Here is a 15,278-nt window from a genome sequence, read left to right as displayed (position 1 = left end):
ATTACCGAATCATCTCCTCTTCCAGCATCGCCAGCCACCACTTATTGCCCTTCTTCGGCTGCGCCAGGTCGACTGCCTCGCCCATTTGCGGCGTGGCCAGGTTCACGCCCTGCTTGGCCGCCAGCCCCGTGATGCGGTCAAACGGTTCATGCCAGGCATGCAGCCCCAGGTCGAAGGTGCCGTTATGCACGGGCATCAACCACTTGCCGCGCAAGTCCAGGTGGGCTTGCAAGGTCTGTTCCGGCTGCATGTGCACGTCCGGCCACAGCTTGTCATACGCGCCCGTCTCGATCATGGTCACGTCGAACGGGCCGTACTTGTCGCCGATTTGCTTGAAACCGTCGAAATAGCCGGAGTCGCCACTGAAAAACACGCGCACGTCCGGTGCGTCGATGACCCACGATGCCCACAGGGTTTGATTGCCGTCAAACAAGCCGCGTCCCGAAAAATGCTGCGATGGCGTGGCGACAAGTTTCACGCCGGCAATCGTCACGCCCTGCCACCAGTCGAATTGCTGCACCTTGTCTTTCGGCACGCCCCATTCGACCAAGGTGTCACCCACGCCCAGCGGCGTGACGAAGTGTTCGGTCTTGGCGGCCAGTTGCAGCACGGCAGCATGGTCGAGGTGGTCGTAATGGTCGTGCGACAGGATGACGGCCTTGATCGGCGGCAAGTCGGCGATGCTGATGGGCGGCTGATGGAAACGTTTCGGTCCTGCCCACTGCACCGGCGAGGCGCGCTCGGAAAACACGGGATCGGTGAGGAAAAATTCATTGTTCAGTTTCAGCAACAGGGTCGAATGGCCGAGGCGAAACAGGCTGTTGTCGGGTGCGGCCAGCAGTTGCGCCCGGGTCAAGGCTTGCACGGGCACAGCCGCAGCCGGCACCGTGCTGTCGGGTTTGTCAAAGAAAAATGTCCACATCAGCTTGAGCGTGGCTGCCGTGCCCAGCTTGTGCATCTGCACGGGATTACGGAACTTGCCTTCGTGGCGTTGGGGCGATTCTATCGGTGCGGCAGGCGCGGCGCGCAAGGTGCAAGAACTCATGATGATCAGGACTCCCAGAAAGAAGAGACGACGTGCGACTCGGTGCAAGTGCATATGCGGCCCGGCAAAGAATTAACAAGGATTAAATTACACTACACAGTGTAGTTCCTATTTCTGGCAAAGTAAACCAAGAGGTGTAAAATATTGTTTTCAAAGGAGATTTCCCGCCATGGCCGCACCGCAACGCCTCACCGACCGCAAGCGCGTCGCCATCGTCGATGCCGCCATCGCCGAGTTCCGCGAGCACGGTTTTGATGCGACCAGCATGGACAAGATCGCTGCCACGGCCGCCGTATCCAAGCGCACCGTGTACAACCATTTCCCCAGCAAGGACGAGCTGTTCGCGGAAATCCTGCAGCGCATGTGGGAAAGCAGCATGGCCCAGCCTGCCGTGCCCTATGTTGCCGACCAGCCCCTGCGGCCGCAAGTGCTGGCCCTGGTCGAGCAGAAAATGGACTTGCTGTGCGATCCGGCTTTCATCGACCTGGCGCGCGTGATCTTTGGCGAAACCATCCACTCGCCCGAGCGGGCGCAAGCGATGGTGGCGCGCCTGAATGAAAAGGAAACGGGCCTGAATATCTGGATCCGCGCGGCGCAGCAAGACGGGCGCATCAAGGCGGGCGAGACGCTGGAAGTGGCGCACCTGCTGATGTCGCCGTTAAAAACCTTTGCATTCTGGCCGCAGATCACCCTCGGTGAGCCTCTGCTGGGCCCGGCACGCCGGCGCGAAGTGACGGCACTGGCCGTCGATATCTTCCTGTGCTACTACGGCGTGGCAAAACAGACGGCATAAACGGGCGGCAAGTGGGCAGAGATGGTCTGCCAATGCTCGCCCTCGTCGCCGGAATACCAGGCGCCGCCCGTCGTCGACGCCATCAATAAACTGCGCCCATCGTCGGCCAGCGCCAGCCCGTGGCGGTAGACCAGGTCATAGCAATGCTGCTGCGGCAATCCCGCGCGCAACACCTCGAAGGTTTTTCCGCCATCGCGCGTGCGCGTGACGGCCAGCGCGCCATCGATGGGAATGCGCAACACATCCGCCTGCGCCGGCACGAACCAGGCCGTGTCGCCATCGCGCGGGTGCACGGCCACGGCAAAGCCGAAATGCGACAGCGGCGCCGTCGTCACTTCCTGCCAGTGCCAGCCGGCATCGTGCGAGCGCCAGATGCCGTTATGGTGCTGGCACCACAGCGCGTCCGGCGTGCCGGCGCTGCGCACGATGCGGTGCGGATCTTGCACGGCTTCGTTTTCATCGAGCTCGGGCGGCATGTAGTCGGCCCGCATGCCCATCGCGCTCAAGGCCCAGCTGGCGCCGCCATCGACCGTTTGCCACACGCCGCCGCAGGACACGCCGACCAACACCTTCTGGCTGTCGCGCGGGTCGACGCAGATGCTGTGGATGCCGGGCACGTCATAGCCGCCGCCAAACCACTGCGCCCGCTGCGGCACGTGCCACAGGGATTCCACCAGCTGCCAGCTGTCGCCGCGGTCGCTGGAACGAAACAGGCCGCCAGGCAAGGTGCCCGCCCACAGCACGCCGGGCTGGTCCGCGCCGCCGGCCGCCAGCGACCATATCTGCTGCAAGGTCCAGTCCACGGTATCGGTGCTGTCTTCCGGCTTGGCGGGATAGGCGGGCACAGCGACTTCCTGCCACGCGCTGGCGCCCCCGTCGCGTCGGTGCAGCTTGGCGCCGAAGTGCCCCAGGTTCAGGGCCGCATACAAGGTGCCGTCGCGGCCATCGTGCAGCAGCATGGAAACGGGATCGCCGGCAAACTGCACCAGCGCCAGCTGCCAGGCGCCGGCCGCATCGACATCGAACTGGAACAAGCCCTTGCGGGTGCCGAGATACGCGCGTTGAGCCATGCCTTGTCCCATGATTAACCTCCGGAAAGTGCCTGCAAGATATACACCTGGCTGTCGGGCAGCAAGGCGTCGTCGAGCACGCGCCGCTCGCGGCAGCGGGCGCCATCGATGAAGATCACCACATTCGGGCGCAGGGCGCCCTGCTCGTCGAGCACGTAACCGCGCAGGCGCGGCTGCCGGGCAAACGCGGCATCGAGGGCGGCGCGCAGCCGTGGCGCGGCCACCTCCACCGTAGGAACGTCCAGGTAGCGTGCCAGTTGTTGCGTAAAATGCAAATGCGCCATGCTGCCCTTCGACGTCGTCGGCCTCGACTCATTCTAGTCCCCTTTGCGGCCAATACAATTAAAATAGAGGCAAGCACACAAGGAGGCCAGGCATGACGATTACCCCGGAAGAACTAGCGGTGCTGATGCAGGAAGTGGAAGTGGCCGATCCCATCGATTTTGCCGACCTGCCGTTCGACGAGCAGGAATTGCGCGGGCTGATCGCCAACCACCTGTGCGAGATGGCCGACGCGATGGAAAGTTTCAGCCCGGAAGACCGCAACCTGGCCCTGCTGGCCGTGGCGGCCAAGCTGGTGCTGGAAAACCTGGTATTGCACGTGCAGCTGCTGCGCCGCCATGGCTTGCCCGTCAGCGACAGCGTGGACGCGCTGCTGCAGCGGCTCAAGGGCGGCAAGCCCACCTGAGTCAGGCGCCGTGCAAGCGGCAGGCGGCTACTGCAGGTTGATGGCCGTCAAGACCATGCCGCCGCCGGGTAGATCCGTGCCCTGGCGGATGTACAGCACGCCATGGCGCGACAACGCCAGGCTGCCCCCCATGCGGTAAATCCAGACAGTCTTGTGGCTGGCCAGGTCGATCGCATAGGTATTGTTGCGCCCGCCAACAAACAGCAGATTGCCGGTGACGATCAGATCACCGCCGAAGTACGCGTCGAGGGCCGTATCCAGGGGCCAGCTCCACAGGACCGCGCCGTCGCCGAGCCTGCGCGCTTCGAGCGCCTGGCTGGCCTGGTTGCCCACATACACGACGCCCTGCGCCACCACCGGCTGCGTGCTGAACTGTCCCTGCACCGTCCAGCGCACGGCGCGGCTATGCACGTCAACCAGACTCAGGCTGTTATTCGCCGCCTCGCCGGCCAGCGGCCGCTGATTGAGCAGCAGCACGCTGTCCGCATCGACCAGCACGGGCGCCTGGCGCAGGCTGCTCTTGTTCAGCCCACCCAGCACCTGCCCCGGCACCGCCACGCTGAAGCGGGCCTTGCCATCTGCGATATTGAACGCCGTCAATGTCCCTGCCGCATGGCTGTACACCGTGTCCCCATTGACGGCGGGCGTCCAGTCATTGACGTTGCCCAGCTTGGGCAAGCCAAGGCTGGCAGACCAGCGTGTCTGCCCCGCCGCCGCATCGATGCCACTGATATCATTATTGCCACCCACGTAGACATTGCCGCCAAAAAAGGTGGGCGCCGTCGCCAGGGAAACCCCCAGCAGCGTGCCATTCGTATTCGGCGGACGCACGCCGAGCGGCACACCGCCGGCATGCGCATCGAAGACATGCACGGTATCGTAGCCAGCCATGGCCAGCTTGCCGCCCGAAACGGCCGGCGCGCCCAGATAACCATCGGACGTGAGCGACTGCGTCCAGCGCGCCTGGCTGTCGCTCTCGTTGAGCGCCGTCGCGGTCGAGGTGGTGACGTATTTGGTGCTGCTGCCTTCCACCGGTGCGGCCGATTGCTGGCTGACATACACGAGGCCATTGGCAGCCACCACGGGACTGCCGACGACCGCGCGCGGGGAACTGGGCCCCAGCCAAGTCCAGCGCCGCGTGAAGCGGCGGCTGTCGAAGGTGGCCGGCACCAGGCCCGTATGCGCGGCATTGCCATTCACGCCTTCCCAGTCGCCCACGCCGGGCAAGGCCTGCAGTGCGCCCATGCTGCCGGCGAACGGCGCGACAGTGACCTGGTAATCCATGCTTTCCGTCTTGTACACCCCCACCGTGAGCGGCAAGGATAGCTCGATCTTGCCCGCGTACACCCCGGGAGCCAGACCAGGCACCGCCTTGAACGTCAGCAGCCAGCTGCCGTCTGCCTGCTTCTGGCGGTCGGCCTGCTGCAGCACGCCGGCCGTGCCGCTAGCCGGTTTTTCATGCGACTGGGGACGCGTATCGGTCACGCCATCGGCCAGGCGCACTGTTACGTGGATGTCATCGCAGATGGCGCCAGGCTGGGCCGTGCAGTGGCTACTGACTGCCGATAAGGTCATGCCGGGTTTTTCCTGCAAGCCAGGCGGTACGCCAACGGCACCGCCGGAACCGCCGCCACAGGCGGACAAGGTCGTCGTGATAGCCAGCGGCAATGCGGCGGCCCGCCACAACAAAGGGAATAATGTACGCATGCGATATCCATGTTGAGGTTTCATTTCCTCCCCAATGGAGGTGTGCTGGAAACCTGAATCAAATGTTATAGCATGGGAAACATTGCCAAAATCTAACAAATACTCACGGCGGTGCTTTACTTGCGCACGGCGCGCGCCTGGATGGTGATATCGCTTTCGGCCGCGGCCACGCAGGGCAGAATGTAGCCGTCCAGCCGCTCATCGGGGCTGATGCCGGGCCAGTCCACCGTGTAGCGTATCTTTCCTTCGTGCATGTGGCAGATGCACGTGCGGCAGGTGCCGTTGCGGCAGGAACTGAGCAGGCGGATACCGGCCAGTTCGGCGGCAGCCAGGATGGTGGTGCCTGCCTCGGCCGGGAATTGCCAGCCTTGCGGAACGATGGTGATAATAAAGGGCGCACTCATGCGCGCAGTGTAACAGTCAGCTTGCCAAGGTTGTCCAGCTCGCGCCATCCGCATGGCTGCGCAGCACGGCCTCGGCAAAGGCCAGGCCCGCCACGCCATCGGTAACAGTCGGCAGCCAGCCCGCTTCCTTGGGCACGGGCAAGCCCGCCTGCAAGGCGCGAATGCGCAAGGCCGCATCCAGGTACAGCTGGGCGAACGCTTCCAGATAACCCTCCGGATGGCCGGCCGGCACGCGCGTGGCGTGGCGCGCGGCGGCGCTGTCGACCCGGCCCGGACGCAGCAGCTGGCGGTTGCCGCCCTGCGGCGTGAACCACAGCGCATTCGGCTGTTCCTGGTCAAAGTCCAGCTGCGCCTTGCTACCGAACAGGCGCAGGCGCACCGTGTTTTCGCAACCGGTCGCCACCTGGCTAGCCCACAGGGTGCCTTTCGCCCCGTTGGCGTAGCGCAGCATGACCTGCACGTGGTCGTCCAGGCTGCGGTTCGGTACAAAAGTCGACAGTTCCGCCAGCACGGCATGCGGCGTCAAGCCGCTGACGAATTGCGCCAGGTGATACGCATGCAGCCCCACGTCGAGCAGGACGCCGCCCGGCCCGGCCTTGTGCGGATCGTTATGCCAGTTGCCCTCGTTCATGCCGCCGGCAGCAATCGAATCGGCCAGCCAGTCCTGCGAATACTCCACCTGCACGAGGCGCAATTCGCCGATGTCGCCCGCCTCGACCATGGCCTTCGCATGGCGCAGCAGCGGGTAGCCGCTATAGGTGTGCGTGAGCGCAAACAGCAGGTTTTTCCGCTCGGCCAGCGCCGCCAGCGCCTGGCCTTCCGCCAACGATATTCCCAGCGGCTTGTCGCAGATCACATGGATGCCCGCTTCCATGAACGCCGTGGCGACGGGCGCGTGCAAGTGATTCGGCGTGACGATGGCCACGGCCTCGATACCGTCCGCGCGCGCGGCCTCCATCTGCGCCATGGCGCGGTAGTCGCTGTAGCAGCGTTCGGGCGCCAGGTGCAGCGCGGCGCCGCTTGCACGCGCGCGATCCGGGTCGGACGACAAGGCGCCCGCCACCAGCTCGTACTGGTCGTCGATGCGCGCCGCGATGCGGTGCACGGCGCCGATGAACGCGCCCTGCCCGCCCCCTACCATGCCCAGTCGTAAGCGTCGCTGCATGTCGTCTCCTTATTTCAAGCCAAGCAAGTGATGAATTTGACCCTGGTCAACCGCACTGCCCGCGAAATCGTCGAACGCGTGTTCGGCCACGTGGATGATGTGCTCGCGGATGAATCGCGCGCCCTCGGCCGCGCCATCTTCCGGGTGTTTCAGGCAGCATTCCCATTCCAGCACGGCCCAGCCCGGAAAGTCATACTGCGCCATCTTGGAAAAGATCGCCTTGAAGTCGATCTGCCCGTCGCCCAGCGAGCGGAAGCGCCCGGCCCGGTCTTGCCAGTCGCCATAGCCGCCATACACGCCCTGGCGCCCGTTCGGCCGGAATTCCGCGTCCTTGACGTGGAAGGCCTTGATGCGCGCATGATAAATATCGATGAAGGCCAGATAGTCGAGCTGCTGCAGCACGAAATGGCTGGGGTCGTACAGAATCGATGCGCGCGGGTGGTCGTTGACGGCGGCAAGGAAGCGCTCGAACGTCACGCCATCGTGCAAGTCCTCACCCGGATGCAACTCATAACAGAGGTCCACGCCCGCTGCATCAAACGCGTCGAGGATGGGCAGCCAGCGTTTCGCCAGTTCCGCGAACGCCGTTTCCACCAGGCCGGCGGGGCGCTGCGGCCATGGATACAGATACGGCCAGGCCAGCGCGCCGGAAAACGTCACGTGCGCCTTCAGGCCCAGGCGCTGCGAGGCGGTGGCCGCCCACAGCAATTGCTGCGTGGCCCAGGCCGTACGGGCCGCGCTGTCGCCGCGCACATGCTCGGGCGCAAAGCCGTCGAACAGGGCGTCGTAGGCGGGATGCACGGCGATCAGCTGGCCCTGCAAATGCGTCGACAATTCCGTCACCTGCAAGCCGTGACGCGCCAGCAAGGCTTTCACGTCGTCACAATACTGCTGGCTGCTGGCCGCCTGTTCCAGGTCAAACAATCGCGGCGCCGTCGGCAGCTGCAAGCCCTTGTAACCGAGGCCGGCCGCCCATTGCGCCAGGTGCTCGAGCGAGTCGAACGGCGGCTCGTCGCCGAGAAACTGGGCCAGGAAAATGGCCGGGCCCTGGATGGTTTTCATGGAAATTCCTTAAAATCAAATTGGAAGGTCGGTCCCTGCGGGAGCGGAATGCGCCCCATTGGGACGCCTTCCCCCGTCAGGTTACGACCCCAGTCCTTGTTTTGGGGTGTCGTTAAAAAGGCGAGTTCGGAAAGTAGAACTGCTTGGCGTTCTCGCGCGTGATCAGCACCGACGGGATGATGGTGTTGGCCGGCAATTTATCACCTTTCAGGCGCGCTTCCGTCGTCAGCTTGATGGCGTCGTACATGAATTTCGGCGAGTACGACACGTCGGCCACGATCAGCGGGTCGGAGCCATCCATGATCTTTTTCACGGCGCCCTTCGCGCCCGCGCCGCCGAACACTTGCTTGATGTCAGTGCGCTTGGCTTGCGCGATGGCCTTTTGCACGCCGATGGCCATGTCGTCATCGGCGGCCCAGACGGCGTCGATGTGCTTGAAGCGGGTCAGGTAATCCTGCATGACCTTGAAGGCATCGTCGCGGTTCCAGTTGCCGTACTTGGCGTCCAGCACCTTGATCTCGGGATGGCCTTTCATGACGGCACTGAATGCATCGTAGCGCTCGTTGTCCAGGGTGGTCGGCATGCCGCGCAGCACGACGATATTGCCCTTGCCATTCAGGCTCTTCGCCAGGTATTCGGCCGGCAGCTTGCCGAAGGCCGTGTTGTCGCCCGCGATGTACGCATCCTGCGACTGCGTGTTCGTCAAGCCACGGTCGACCACGGTCACGTACACGCCCTTGTTTTTGACTTGCGCCACGGGCTGCGTCAGCGAGGCCGATTCGATGGGGAAGATCACCAGGGTGTTGATCTTGTTCACCGTCAACATGTCCTGCAACTGGTTCGCCTGCTCGGGCGCCGTGGCGGCCGTCTTGACGATGATTTTCAGGCCAGGATGGGCTTTTTCCAGCTCCGCCTTGGCCTGGTTCGCCCACCACACGATACCCGACGTGAAACTGTGCGTGGCCGTGGGAATGGCCACGCCCACCACCAGCTTATTTCCCCCATTCCCGGCCGCTTGCGCGCTTGGCAGCGCCCACGCCTGCATCACCAGCACTGCCATCCCTGCTACCCGTATAAAGCTCTTCATGCTGCTCTCCTCCAAGGTTGTGGGCGCCCGTTGGCCGCCCTTTCAGAACGCCGCTCTTGTTTTATTTGCGGCCTCGCTGCAGGAAGGCGACGGCGATGATCACCACGCCTTGCACTGCGGCATTCAGGTAGACACTGATGATGCTGGTCAAATTCAGAATATTGCTGATTACGGACAAGAGGATGGCGCCGATCACGGTGCCGACGATGCGTCCCTCGCCTCCCTTCAGCGCCGTGCCGCCCACGACAACGGCGGCGATGGCTTCGAGTTCCCACAGCAAGCCCGTGGTTGGCGTAGCCGAGCCCAGGCGCGGCACGTACAGCACCGTGGCGATGCCCACGCACACGCCCAAGAGCATGTAGGTGGCGATTTTCACCTTGTCGACGTTGATGGCCGCATAGCGCGCCACTTGCTCGTTGGAACCGATCGCCTGCACGTGGCGGCCAAACGTCGTGCGGTTGAGGATGATGGCGCCGGCCGCCGCCACGAACAGGAAAATCCAGATCGGTATCGGCGCGCCCAGCACGCTCGTGTAATACACGGGGCTGTACAGCTCGGACAGGGTGGCGTCCAGGGTCAGGGCGCCACCATCGGCCAGGTACGTCAATACGGCGCGGAAGATACCGAGGGTGCCCAATGTCACGATGAACGGCTCGATATTGCCCTTGCTGATGAGCAAGCCATGCATCAGGCCAAAGCCCGCGCCAAGGATCAGCGCCATGGCGATGCCCAGCACCAGCATGGTGATCGGCGCCAGATTCCCCCCTGCGCCTTGCGCCAGTGCATTCATGAAATAGATCATGCAGCCGGCGATCAGGGCCGCCATCGAGCCAACGGACAGGTCGATGCCGCCCGAGATAATCACAAAGGTCATGCCGACGGCGATGATGCCGATGAAGGCCGTGCGCGTGAGCACGTTCATCAGGTTGTCCAGGGTGGCGAAATCGCCATTGAGCAAGGTGCCCGCGATGCACAGGGCCAGCAGGCCCAGCACGGGGCCAAAGCCCTTGATGCGCGCGCCGAATCGAGCAATAGGGGATACGGTGGTATCAGTGCGTGCCGGTTGCATGGGCAATCAACTCCTCTTCAGTCAGGTGGTCAGCAGACAGGGTGGCTTGCAAGGTGCCGGCGCGCATCACGGCGACTCTGTGGCACAGGCCAATCAATTCGATCAGTTCGGATGAAATCACGATCACGGCGCGCCCTTCGGCGGCCAGGCGGTGTATCAAAAAGTAAATGTCGCGCTTGGCGCCCACATCCACGCCGCGGCTCGGTTCATCGAGCACGACGACGCGCGGGTCGGAATGCAGGTATTTCGCCAGCGCCAGCTTTTGCTGGTTGCCGCCCGACAGCATGCGCGCGCGGCTGTCCAGGTCGCCCGTGCGGATATTGAAGTCAAGCACCGCCTTGGCCAGCGCCGCTTTCTCGCCTGCCACATCGAGCCACGGCCGCGCATAGCGCTCCATCGTCATCATGGTGAGGTTTTCGCGCAAGCCCAGGTTCACATGCAGACCTTTTCCCTTGCGGTCTTCGCTCAGATACGTCATGCCATGCTGCATCGCTTGCTTGGGCGTGCGGATATCCACCGGCTGGCCATTGAGCTCAATCGTGCCCGCGCTGCGCGGGCGCAAGCCCAGCAAGGCCTCGAACGATTCCGTGCGCCCCGCGCCCACCAGGCCCGCAAAGCCCAGCACTTCGCCGGCGCGCACCTCGAACGACAGGTCTTTCGACCAGCCGGGCACGCACAAGCCATCGACTTTCAGGAGCACGGGCGCGTCCGGCGCCAATGCCACTTTCGCCGGGAACATGTCGGACAACTCGCGCCCCACCATCAGGTTCGCCATCTGCTGGCGCGTCAGGCTGGCCGTCGGCTCGCGCGTGACGAAACGCCCGTCGCGCATGACGATGACTTCGTCCGTGTTGCGCTCGACTTCGTCGAGCTTGTGGGAAATATACAAAATGGTCACGCCGTCCGCTTTCAGCTGGGCCATGACGGTAAACAATCGTTGGGTTTCCGACGACGTCAGGGTGGCCGTCGGTTCGTCCATGATCAGGAAGCGGGCGCGGCGCGACAGGGCCTTGGCGATTTCCACCAGTTGCTTCTCGGCCACGATCAGGTCGCGGATTTTCGTGTCGGGCGATACATCCAGGCCCACCTGTTTCAGGTAGCGCGACGCTTCTTCCTGCATGGCAGCCTCGTCGAGCAGCCAGCCGCGCGTCTTTTCGTGGCCGAGAAACATGTTTTGCGCCACCGTCAGGTGCTCGGCCAGGTTGAATTCCTGGTGGATCAGCACGATGCCGGCGCTCTCCGCCGCGCGCGAGCTGCTAAAGCGCCGGGGCTGGCCATCGATCAGCAACTGCCCTTCGCTCACGGCCTCGTAGCCGGCGAGGATTTTCATCAGGGTCGACTTGCCGGCGCCATTTTCGCCCAGCAAGCCATACACGCGTCCTGGCGACAGGTTGAAACTGACGCCATGCAAGACGCGCACGGGGCCGAAATCCTTGCAGACCCCCTCGAAACCGACGGCAACGCTCACTATGCACTCCCTCGCAGAATTAATCGGTGTTGCAGCAGCACGCCCGGCACACTGGCCGCCGGGTCCGCCAGACGCTGCAGCAATAATCGCGCCGCCGTCTCGCCCAGTTCGCGCATCGGCTGGGCGATGGTGGTGAGGCCCGGATCGATCTGCGCGGCGATGGCGATATCATCGAAGCCGATGACAGCCACGTCTTCGGGCACCCTTTTTTTCAGCTGGCGCAGCGCACTCAGCACGCCGATGGCCAGGGTGTCGGAGACGGCAAAGATGGCCGTGGGCGCATCCGGTCCCGCCATCATCCGCAAGGTGGCGGCCGTGCCCGCTTCGTAATCGAGGCTTTGCACCGTGTGCACCCACTGCGGCTGTACGGGCAGGCCGGCCGCCGCCAGGGCGTCCAGGTAGCCTTGCTGGCGTTGCCGCGCGTACAGATAGCGCTCGTCGGAGTTGATCAGGCCGATGCGCGTATGGCCGCGCGACAGCAAATGCGCGACGGCGTCGGAGGCGGCGCGGTGGTTGTCGATGCCGACATAGGGTACGGCCACGGCGGGATCGAATTCGCAGCACGCTACCCACGGCAGGCTGACGGATTCATGCGACAGGGCATGCTGCACCGTGTCCGGATCGAGGCAGATGGCGCCATCGGCGCGGTGCATGCGCAGCAAGTCGAAGTAGGAACGCTCGCGGCCCGCGTCGGCGCCCGTGTCGCACAGCAAGACGAAATAGCCGTGTTCGCGCGCCACCGTATCGATGCCGCGCACGATCTGCGCATAGAAGGGGTTGCCCACGTCGGGCACCATGGTGAGCAGCATGCGGCTCTCGGCCGTGCGCAGGCTGCGCGCCAGATGATTCATGCGGTAGCCGAGCGCGGCCACGGACGCCAGCACCTTGTCGCGCGTGGGCGCCCGCACCCCGGCCTGCTCGTTCATCACGCGCGAGACGGTGGCCACCGACACGCCCGCATGCGCGGCGACGGCGCTGATGGAGACGGTTTCGGCGGGCAAAGGTGATGGAACGGCTGCTGGCATGGCGCTTTTCAATAAAATGTAATCGATTACATTTATAAGCCAGTCGCGCGCCCGATGCAAACAATATCGATGCTGCAATGCGCAAAAAAGAGGCAGAAAGGCGGCACAAGAGTGGGCCTGCGCGGGCCGCCGCAAGCGGCTATTTCTGTGGCGGCGAGGTATTCTGCTGCACGGCAAAACGCCGTGTCGCAGATCAGGGAGAACTTATTTCATCATCGCGCAAAACGTCTCGGGATTGCCGTCAAGAATGACGCCGCTGGGCCAGCGGTGGCTGCGCTGCTGCGCGCGCAGCAAGGACGCGGCCAGGGCCGAGTCGCCATCGACGGCGTAGACGAAGACGGGCATGTTCAGGCTGGCGGCGTCGCCCAGCAGATTCGGATTGGCGTCCAGGCTGCGCGCATCCACGTGCACGCCCGTGGGCATGCCGATCTGCTGCTGCACGCGCTGCAGCCACGGCTTGTCCAGCTTGGGCGGGCGGGCATTTTTCGCGATATAGCGGCTGACCCGGTTGGCGCCGGCCGCCTGTGCATTGCGCGCGTCAAACACGAGCAAGCCCAGATAACCCTGCGGGTCGGCGCGGCGCGCGCACGCCAGGTTGTTCGGCACGCCCGACGTCAGGAACCAGTTGCCGTGCTTGATGTTCGTACGCAACTGCGCCACCAGGGTGGCGATCGGCGCGCACGACGAGACCACATCCTTGATTTCCGCATTCAGGGTTTTCGTAGGGAAAGCCGTGGCCAGGTCGGCGACGTCGCTGACGAACGGCGGCGTTTCCGGCGTGGCCACGCCACGGTTCTTCATGCTGGCGGCGCGCCAGTCGTCGGCCGTCATCTGCTTGACGGTGCGCGGCGATCCCGTGTCGACCACCCGGCCAGTCAACAGATCGTGATGCACCACCCAGCTGCCGTCGCCCAGCAGCTGCAAATCCGTCTCGACGCCGTCCCAGGTGCCGAAATACGTGTTGCGCAGCGCACTCAGCGAGTTTTCCGGCGCATTGCCGGCGCCGCGGTGGGCGTGCACCTTCATGCCCAGGCAGTCGGCCTGTACCAACGTGCAGAACGTGCTGAGCAGCAATGCCAGCGCGGCCGCCTTATTTTTGTTGCGCGTGATAGCCATAATGAATTCCCTGCAAAACGTGGATGCGGATCGCTTCGTTGACGGGGTAGCTGTAGCCCTGCCCCACCGCCACGACGTGCGTGATATTGGCCAGCAAGCCCTTGCCGGCTATTTGCCAGCGCGTGCTGTCGGGCTCGGGCTGGCGCGCCCAGTCCAGCATTTGCCCGAACAGCTCGCTGCGCGTGACGTTGTTGTCGAGAATGGACAGCATGCCCCAGCTGCCCGCAAAGGCCGTCGCCAGCACACCTGTGGCGATCCAGGCGGAACGGCGGCTCAGCTGTCCATCGGCACCCGCCTGCTCACCACGGCGCATGGCCAGCAGCAATAATACGACGGTGGCGACCAGGTACAGCAATTTGGAAAAGTGGCCGATGGCGCCCAGCAGCGAGAAGAACAGGGCCACGGGCGGCACGATGGCGGCGCGCGCCGCTTCCTTGCCTTCATGGAAGAACCTGCCACCCGCTTCAAAGTCGGTGCGGCTGGCGCGGTATTCCACCAGCTTTTCCGCCGTCTGGCGATCGAGGAACTGCTCGAACAGGCGCCCGAACTCGGCAGGACTGGCATACGCTGGCTGCACCGTGGCGCTGGACGGCAGTTTCAACGCTTCGCGCAATTCCGCCTGCACGCCAGGGCGCGCGACAAAAGCGGCAAAGGGCAAGCCCGGCGGGATGCGTTCGCCGCGCACGGTGACGCCCTTGCTGGCCGCCTCGGCTGTGTAGCGGCGCTTGACGGCGGCGCGGAAGCCCCGCTCATCGTCGGTACGCCAGTTGGCGGGCACGGGGACTTTCTTGCGCACATTATTGACGACGGCCGCCTGGCGCCGCATCGGCACGGAATGCGGCTGCCAGCCACGCCGCGACAGGCTGCTCACGTATTCCTGCCACGAGGATTGCTGCTTGGCACGCAAACCGGCATCGCTGTCGGGAATAATGCCCGCATACAGCTCCCACTTGCCGGCCAGCTCGCGCATGGCTTCCTGATATTTGTCATAGTAACCGGACGGGCCGCCCGCCACCTGACGCACGTTGGCGCGCACCAGCTGCTCCTTGGCCGGCCCCATGCGCTCGTCAAGATGCCGCACCGACACGGCCAGGAAGGGGAACAGGGCCAGGAAGGACTTGCCTTCCGGCTTGGCGAACAGGGTCGGATCGTCGACCAGGCCTTGCAGTTGCAGGCTGCCGCCTACCAGCGAGCGCTGCAGCAAGGTGGTGTTGAAGGCCATGCGGCGAAATTCCGCGTCGCGCGTGTTGACCAGCACATTCACCGTGGTCTTCAGCACGCCGAAGACGACGCCGGCCGTGACCAGGCAGCAAACGACGATTTTTACCCAGCCAGGGCCGCTGCCATTGTTCTTCAGCCGGCGGCGCCACATCAGCTGCAGCACCACCAGCGCGGCGGCGATGCCGGACAGGCTGCGGCCGTAGAATTCCACCCCTTCCACGTCTTCCGGCTTGACGTTGCCGCCCACCACGTCGAGCAGGCGGGCATTGAAGCCCAGCTCGAAGCACAGGTAAATGATCGTCAGGACGATCAGAATCAGGGTCTGCCGGATTTGCAGACTGCGCAAACTCGCGGCCAT

15 protein-coding genes are annotated in these 15,278 nt (G+C 64.1%); 2 read left to right on the top strand and 13 right to left on the bottom strand.

What is annotated here, in order from left to right; genetic code table 11:
- Position 1: 1 nt before the first annotated feature.
- Complete coding sequence (locus tag LSO07_RS02245; RefSeq protein ID WP_099395454.1) at positions 2-1,045, bottom strand: MBL fold metallo-hydrolase; 1,044 nt, start codon at positions 1,043-1,045, stop codon at positions 2-4.
- Between the two features lie 169 nt (positions 1,046-1,214).
- Between LSO07_RS02245 and LSO07_RS02240 the strand changes: the two genes are divergently transcribed.
- Positions 1,215-1,838 (top strand): TetR/AcrR family transcriptional regulator, encoded by a 624-nt coding sequence (locus tag LSO07_RS02240; protein ID WP_070280007.1) that lies wholly within the window; start codon positions 1,215-1,217, stop codon positions 1,836-1,838.
- Here the strand turns inward: LSO07_RS02240 and LSO07_RS02235 are convergent.
- Together LSO07_RS02235 and LSO07_RS02230 are read right to left on the bottom strand one after the other, a co-directional pair.
- A complete protein-coding gene (locus LSO07_RS02235) occupies positions 1,811-2,908 on the bottom strand; it encodes a WD40/YVTN/BNR-like repeat-containing protein (RefSeq protein ID WP_151092137.1) in 1,098 nt (365 codons plus the stop codon). The genes LSO07_RS02240 and LSO07_RS02235 overlap by 28 nt on opposite strands.
- Before the next feature lie 14 nt (positions 2,909-2,922).
- Positions 2,923-3,192 (bottom strand): MoaD/ThiS family protein, encoded by a 270-nt coding sequence (locus LSO07_RS02230; protein ID WP_034783656.1) that lies wholly within the window; start codon positions 3,190-3,192, stop codon positions 2,923-2,925.
- Between the two features lie 92 nt (positions 3,193-3,284).
- Between LSO07_RS02230 and LSO07_RS02225 the strand changes: the two genes are divergently transcribed.
- The gene (locus LSO07_RS02225; protein WP_034783657.1) at positions 3,285-3,596 is read left to right on the top strand and encodes a hypothetical protein; all 312 of its coding nucleotides are present in this window, start codon (positions 3,285-3,287) and stop codon (positions 3,594-3,596) included.
- Positions 3,597-3,623: 27 nt separating this feature from the next.
- Here LSO07_RS02225 and LSO07_RS02220 read toward each other — a convergent pair whose 3' ends face one another.
- The 10 genes from LSO07_RS02220 to LSO07_RS02175 all read right to left on the bottom strand — a co-directional run bounded on the left by LSO07_RS02220 (position 3,624) and on the right by LSO07_RS02175 (position 15,278).
- Positions 3,624-5,303 (bottom strand): outer membrane protein assembly factor BamB family protein, encoded by a 1,680-nt coding sequence (locus LSO07_RS02220; protein ID WP_191909563.1) that lies wholly within the window; start codon positions 5,301-5,303, stop codon positions 3,624-3,626.
- Positions 5,304-5,419: 116 nt separating this feature from the next.
- Complete coding sequence (locus LSO07_RS02215) at positions 5,420-5,707, bottom strand: 2Fe-2S iron-sulfur cluster-binding protein (RefSeq protein ID WP_151092133.1); 288 nt, start codon at positions 5,705-5,707, stop codon at positions 5,420-5,422.
- Between the two features lie 16 nt (positions 5,708-5,723).
- A complete protein-coding gene (locus LSO07_RS02210; protein ID WP_225317151.1) occupies positions 5,724-6,872 on the bottom strand; it encodes a Gfo/Idh/MocA family protein in 1,149 nt (382 codons plus the stop codon).
- Positions 6,873-6,881: 9 nt separating this feature from the next.
- Positions 6,882-7,934, bottom strand: coding sequence for a sugar phosphate isomerase/epimerase family protein (locus tag LSO07_RS02205; protein ID WP_151092131.1), 1,053 nt, complete (start codon positions 7,932-7,934; stop codon positions 6,882-6,884).
- Between the two features lie 112 nt (positions 7,935-8,046).
- Positions 8,047-8,979, bottom strand: coding sequence for a substrate-binding domain-containing protein (locus LSO07_RS02200; protein ID WP_225317255.1), 933 nt, complete (start codon positions 8,977-8,979; stop codon positions 8,047-8,049).
- 103 nt (positions 8,980-9,082) lie between these two features.
- A complete protein-coding gene (locus LSO07_RS02195) occupies positions 9,083-10,090 on the bottom strand; it encodes an ABC transporter permease (RefSeq protein WP_151092129.1) in 1,008 nt (335 codons plus the stop codon).
- A complete protein-coding gene (locus LSO07_RS02190) occupies positions 10,071-11,558 on the bottom strand; it encodes a sugar ABC transporter ATP-binding protein (protein ID WP_151092127.1) in 1,488 nt (495 codons plus the stop codon). Before LSO07_RS02190 ends, LSO07_RS02195 begins: the two co-directional genes overlap by 20 nt.
- Positions 11,558-12,583, bottom strand: coding sequence for a LacI family DNA-binding transcriptional regulator (locus LSO07_RS02185; protein ID WP_151092125.1), 1,026 nt, complete (start codon positions 12,581-12,583; stop codon positions 11,558-11,560). The genes LSO07_RS02190 and LSO07_RS02185 overlap by 1 nt, the downstream gene beginning before the upstream one ends.
- Before the next feature lie 204 nt (positions 12,584-12,787).
- Entirely contained in the window at positions 12,788-13,699 is a 912-nt protein-coding gene (locus tag LSO07_RS02180; protein ID WP_151092123.1) for a glycerophosphodiester phosphodiesterase, read from the bottom strand.
- Positions 13,674-15,278 carry a hypothetical protein gene (locus LSO07_RS02175; protein ID WP_225317150.1) on the bottom strand — a complete coding sequence of 535 codons (1,605 nt, stop codon included), beginning with the start codon at positions 15,276-15,278 and terminating at the stop codon, positions 13,674-13,676. The genes LSO07_RS02180 and LSO07_RS02175 overlap by 26 nt, the downstream gene beginning before the upstream one ends.

Source organism: Janthinobacterium sp. PLB04 (assembly GCF_021165895.1).
Taxonomy (GTDB): domain Bacteria; phylum Pseudomonadota; class Gammaproteobacteria; order Burkholderiales; family Burkholderiaceae_D; genus Janthinobacterium; species Janthinobacterium lividum.
Note: the sequence above shows the minus strand (reverse complement) of the source record. Positions and strands in the feature narration are given on the sequence as shown.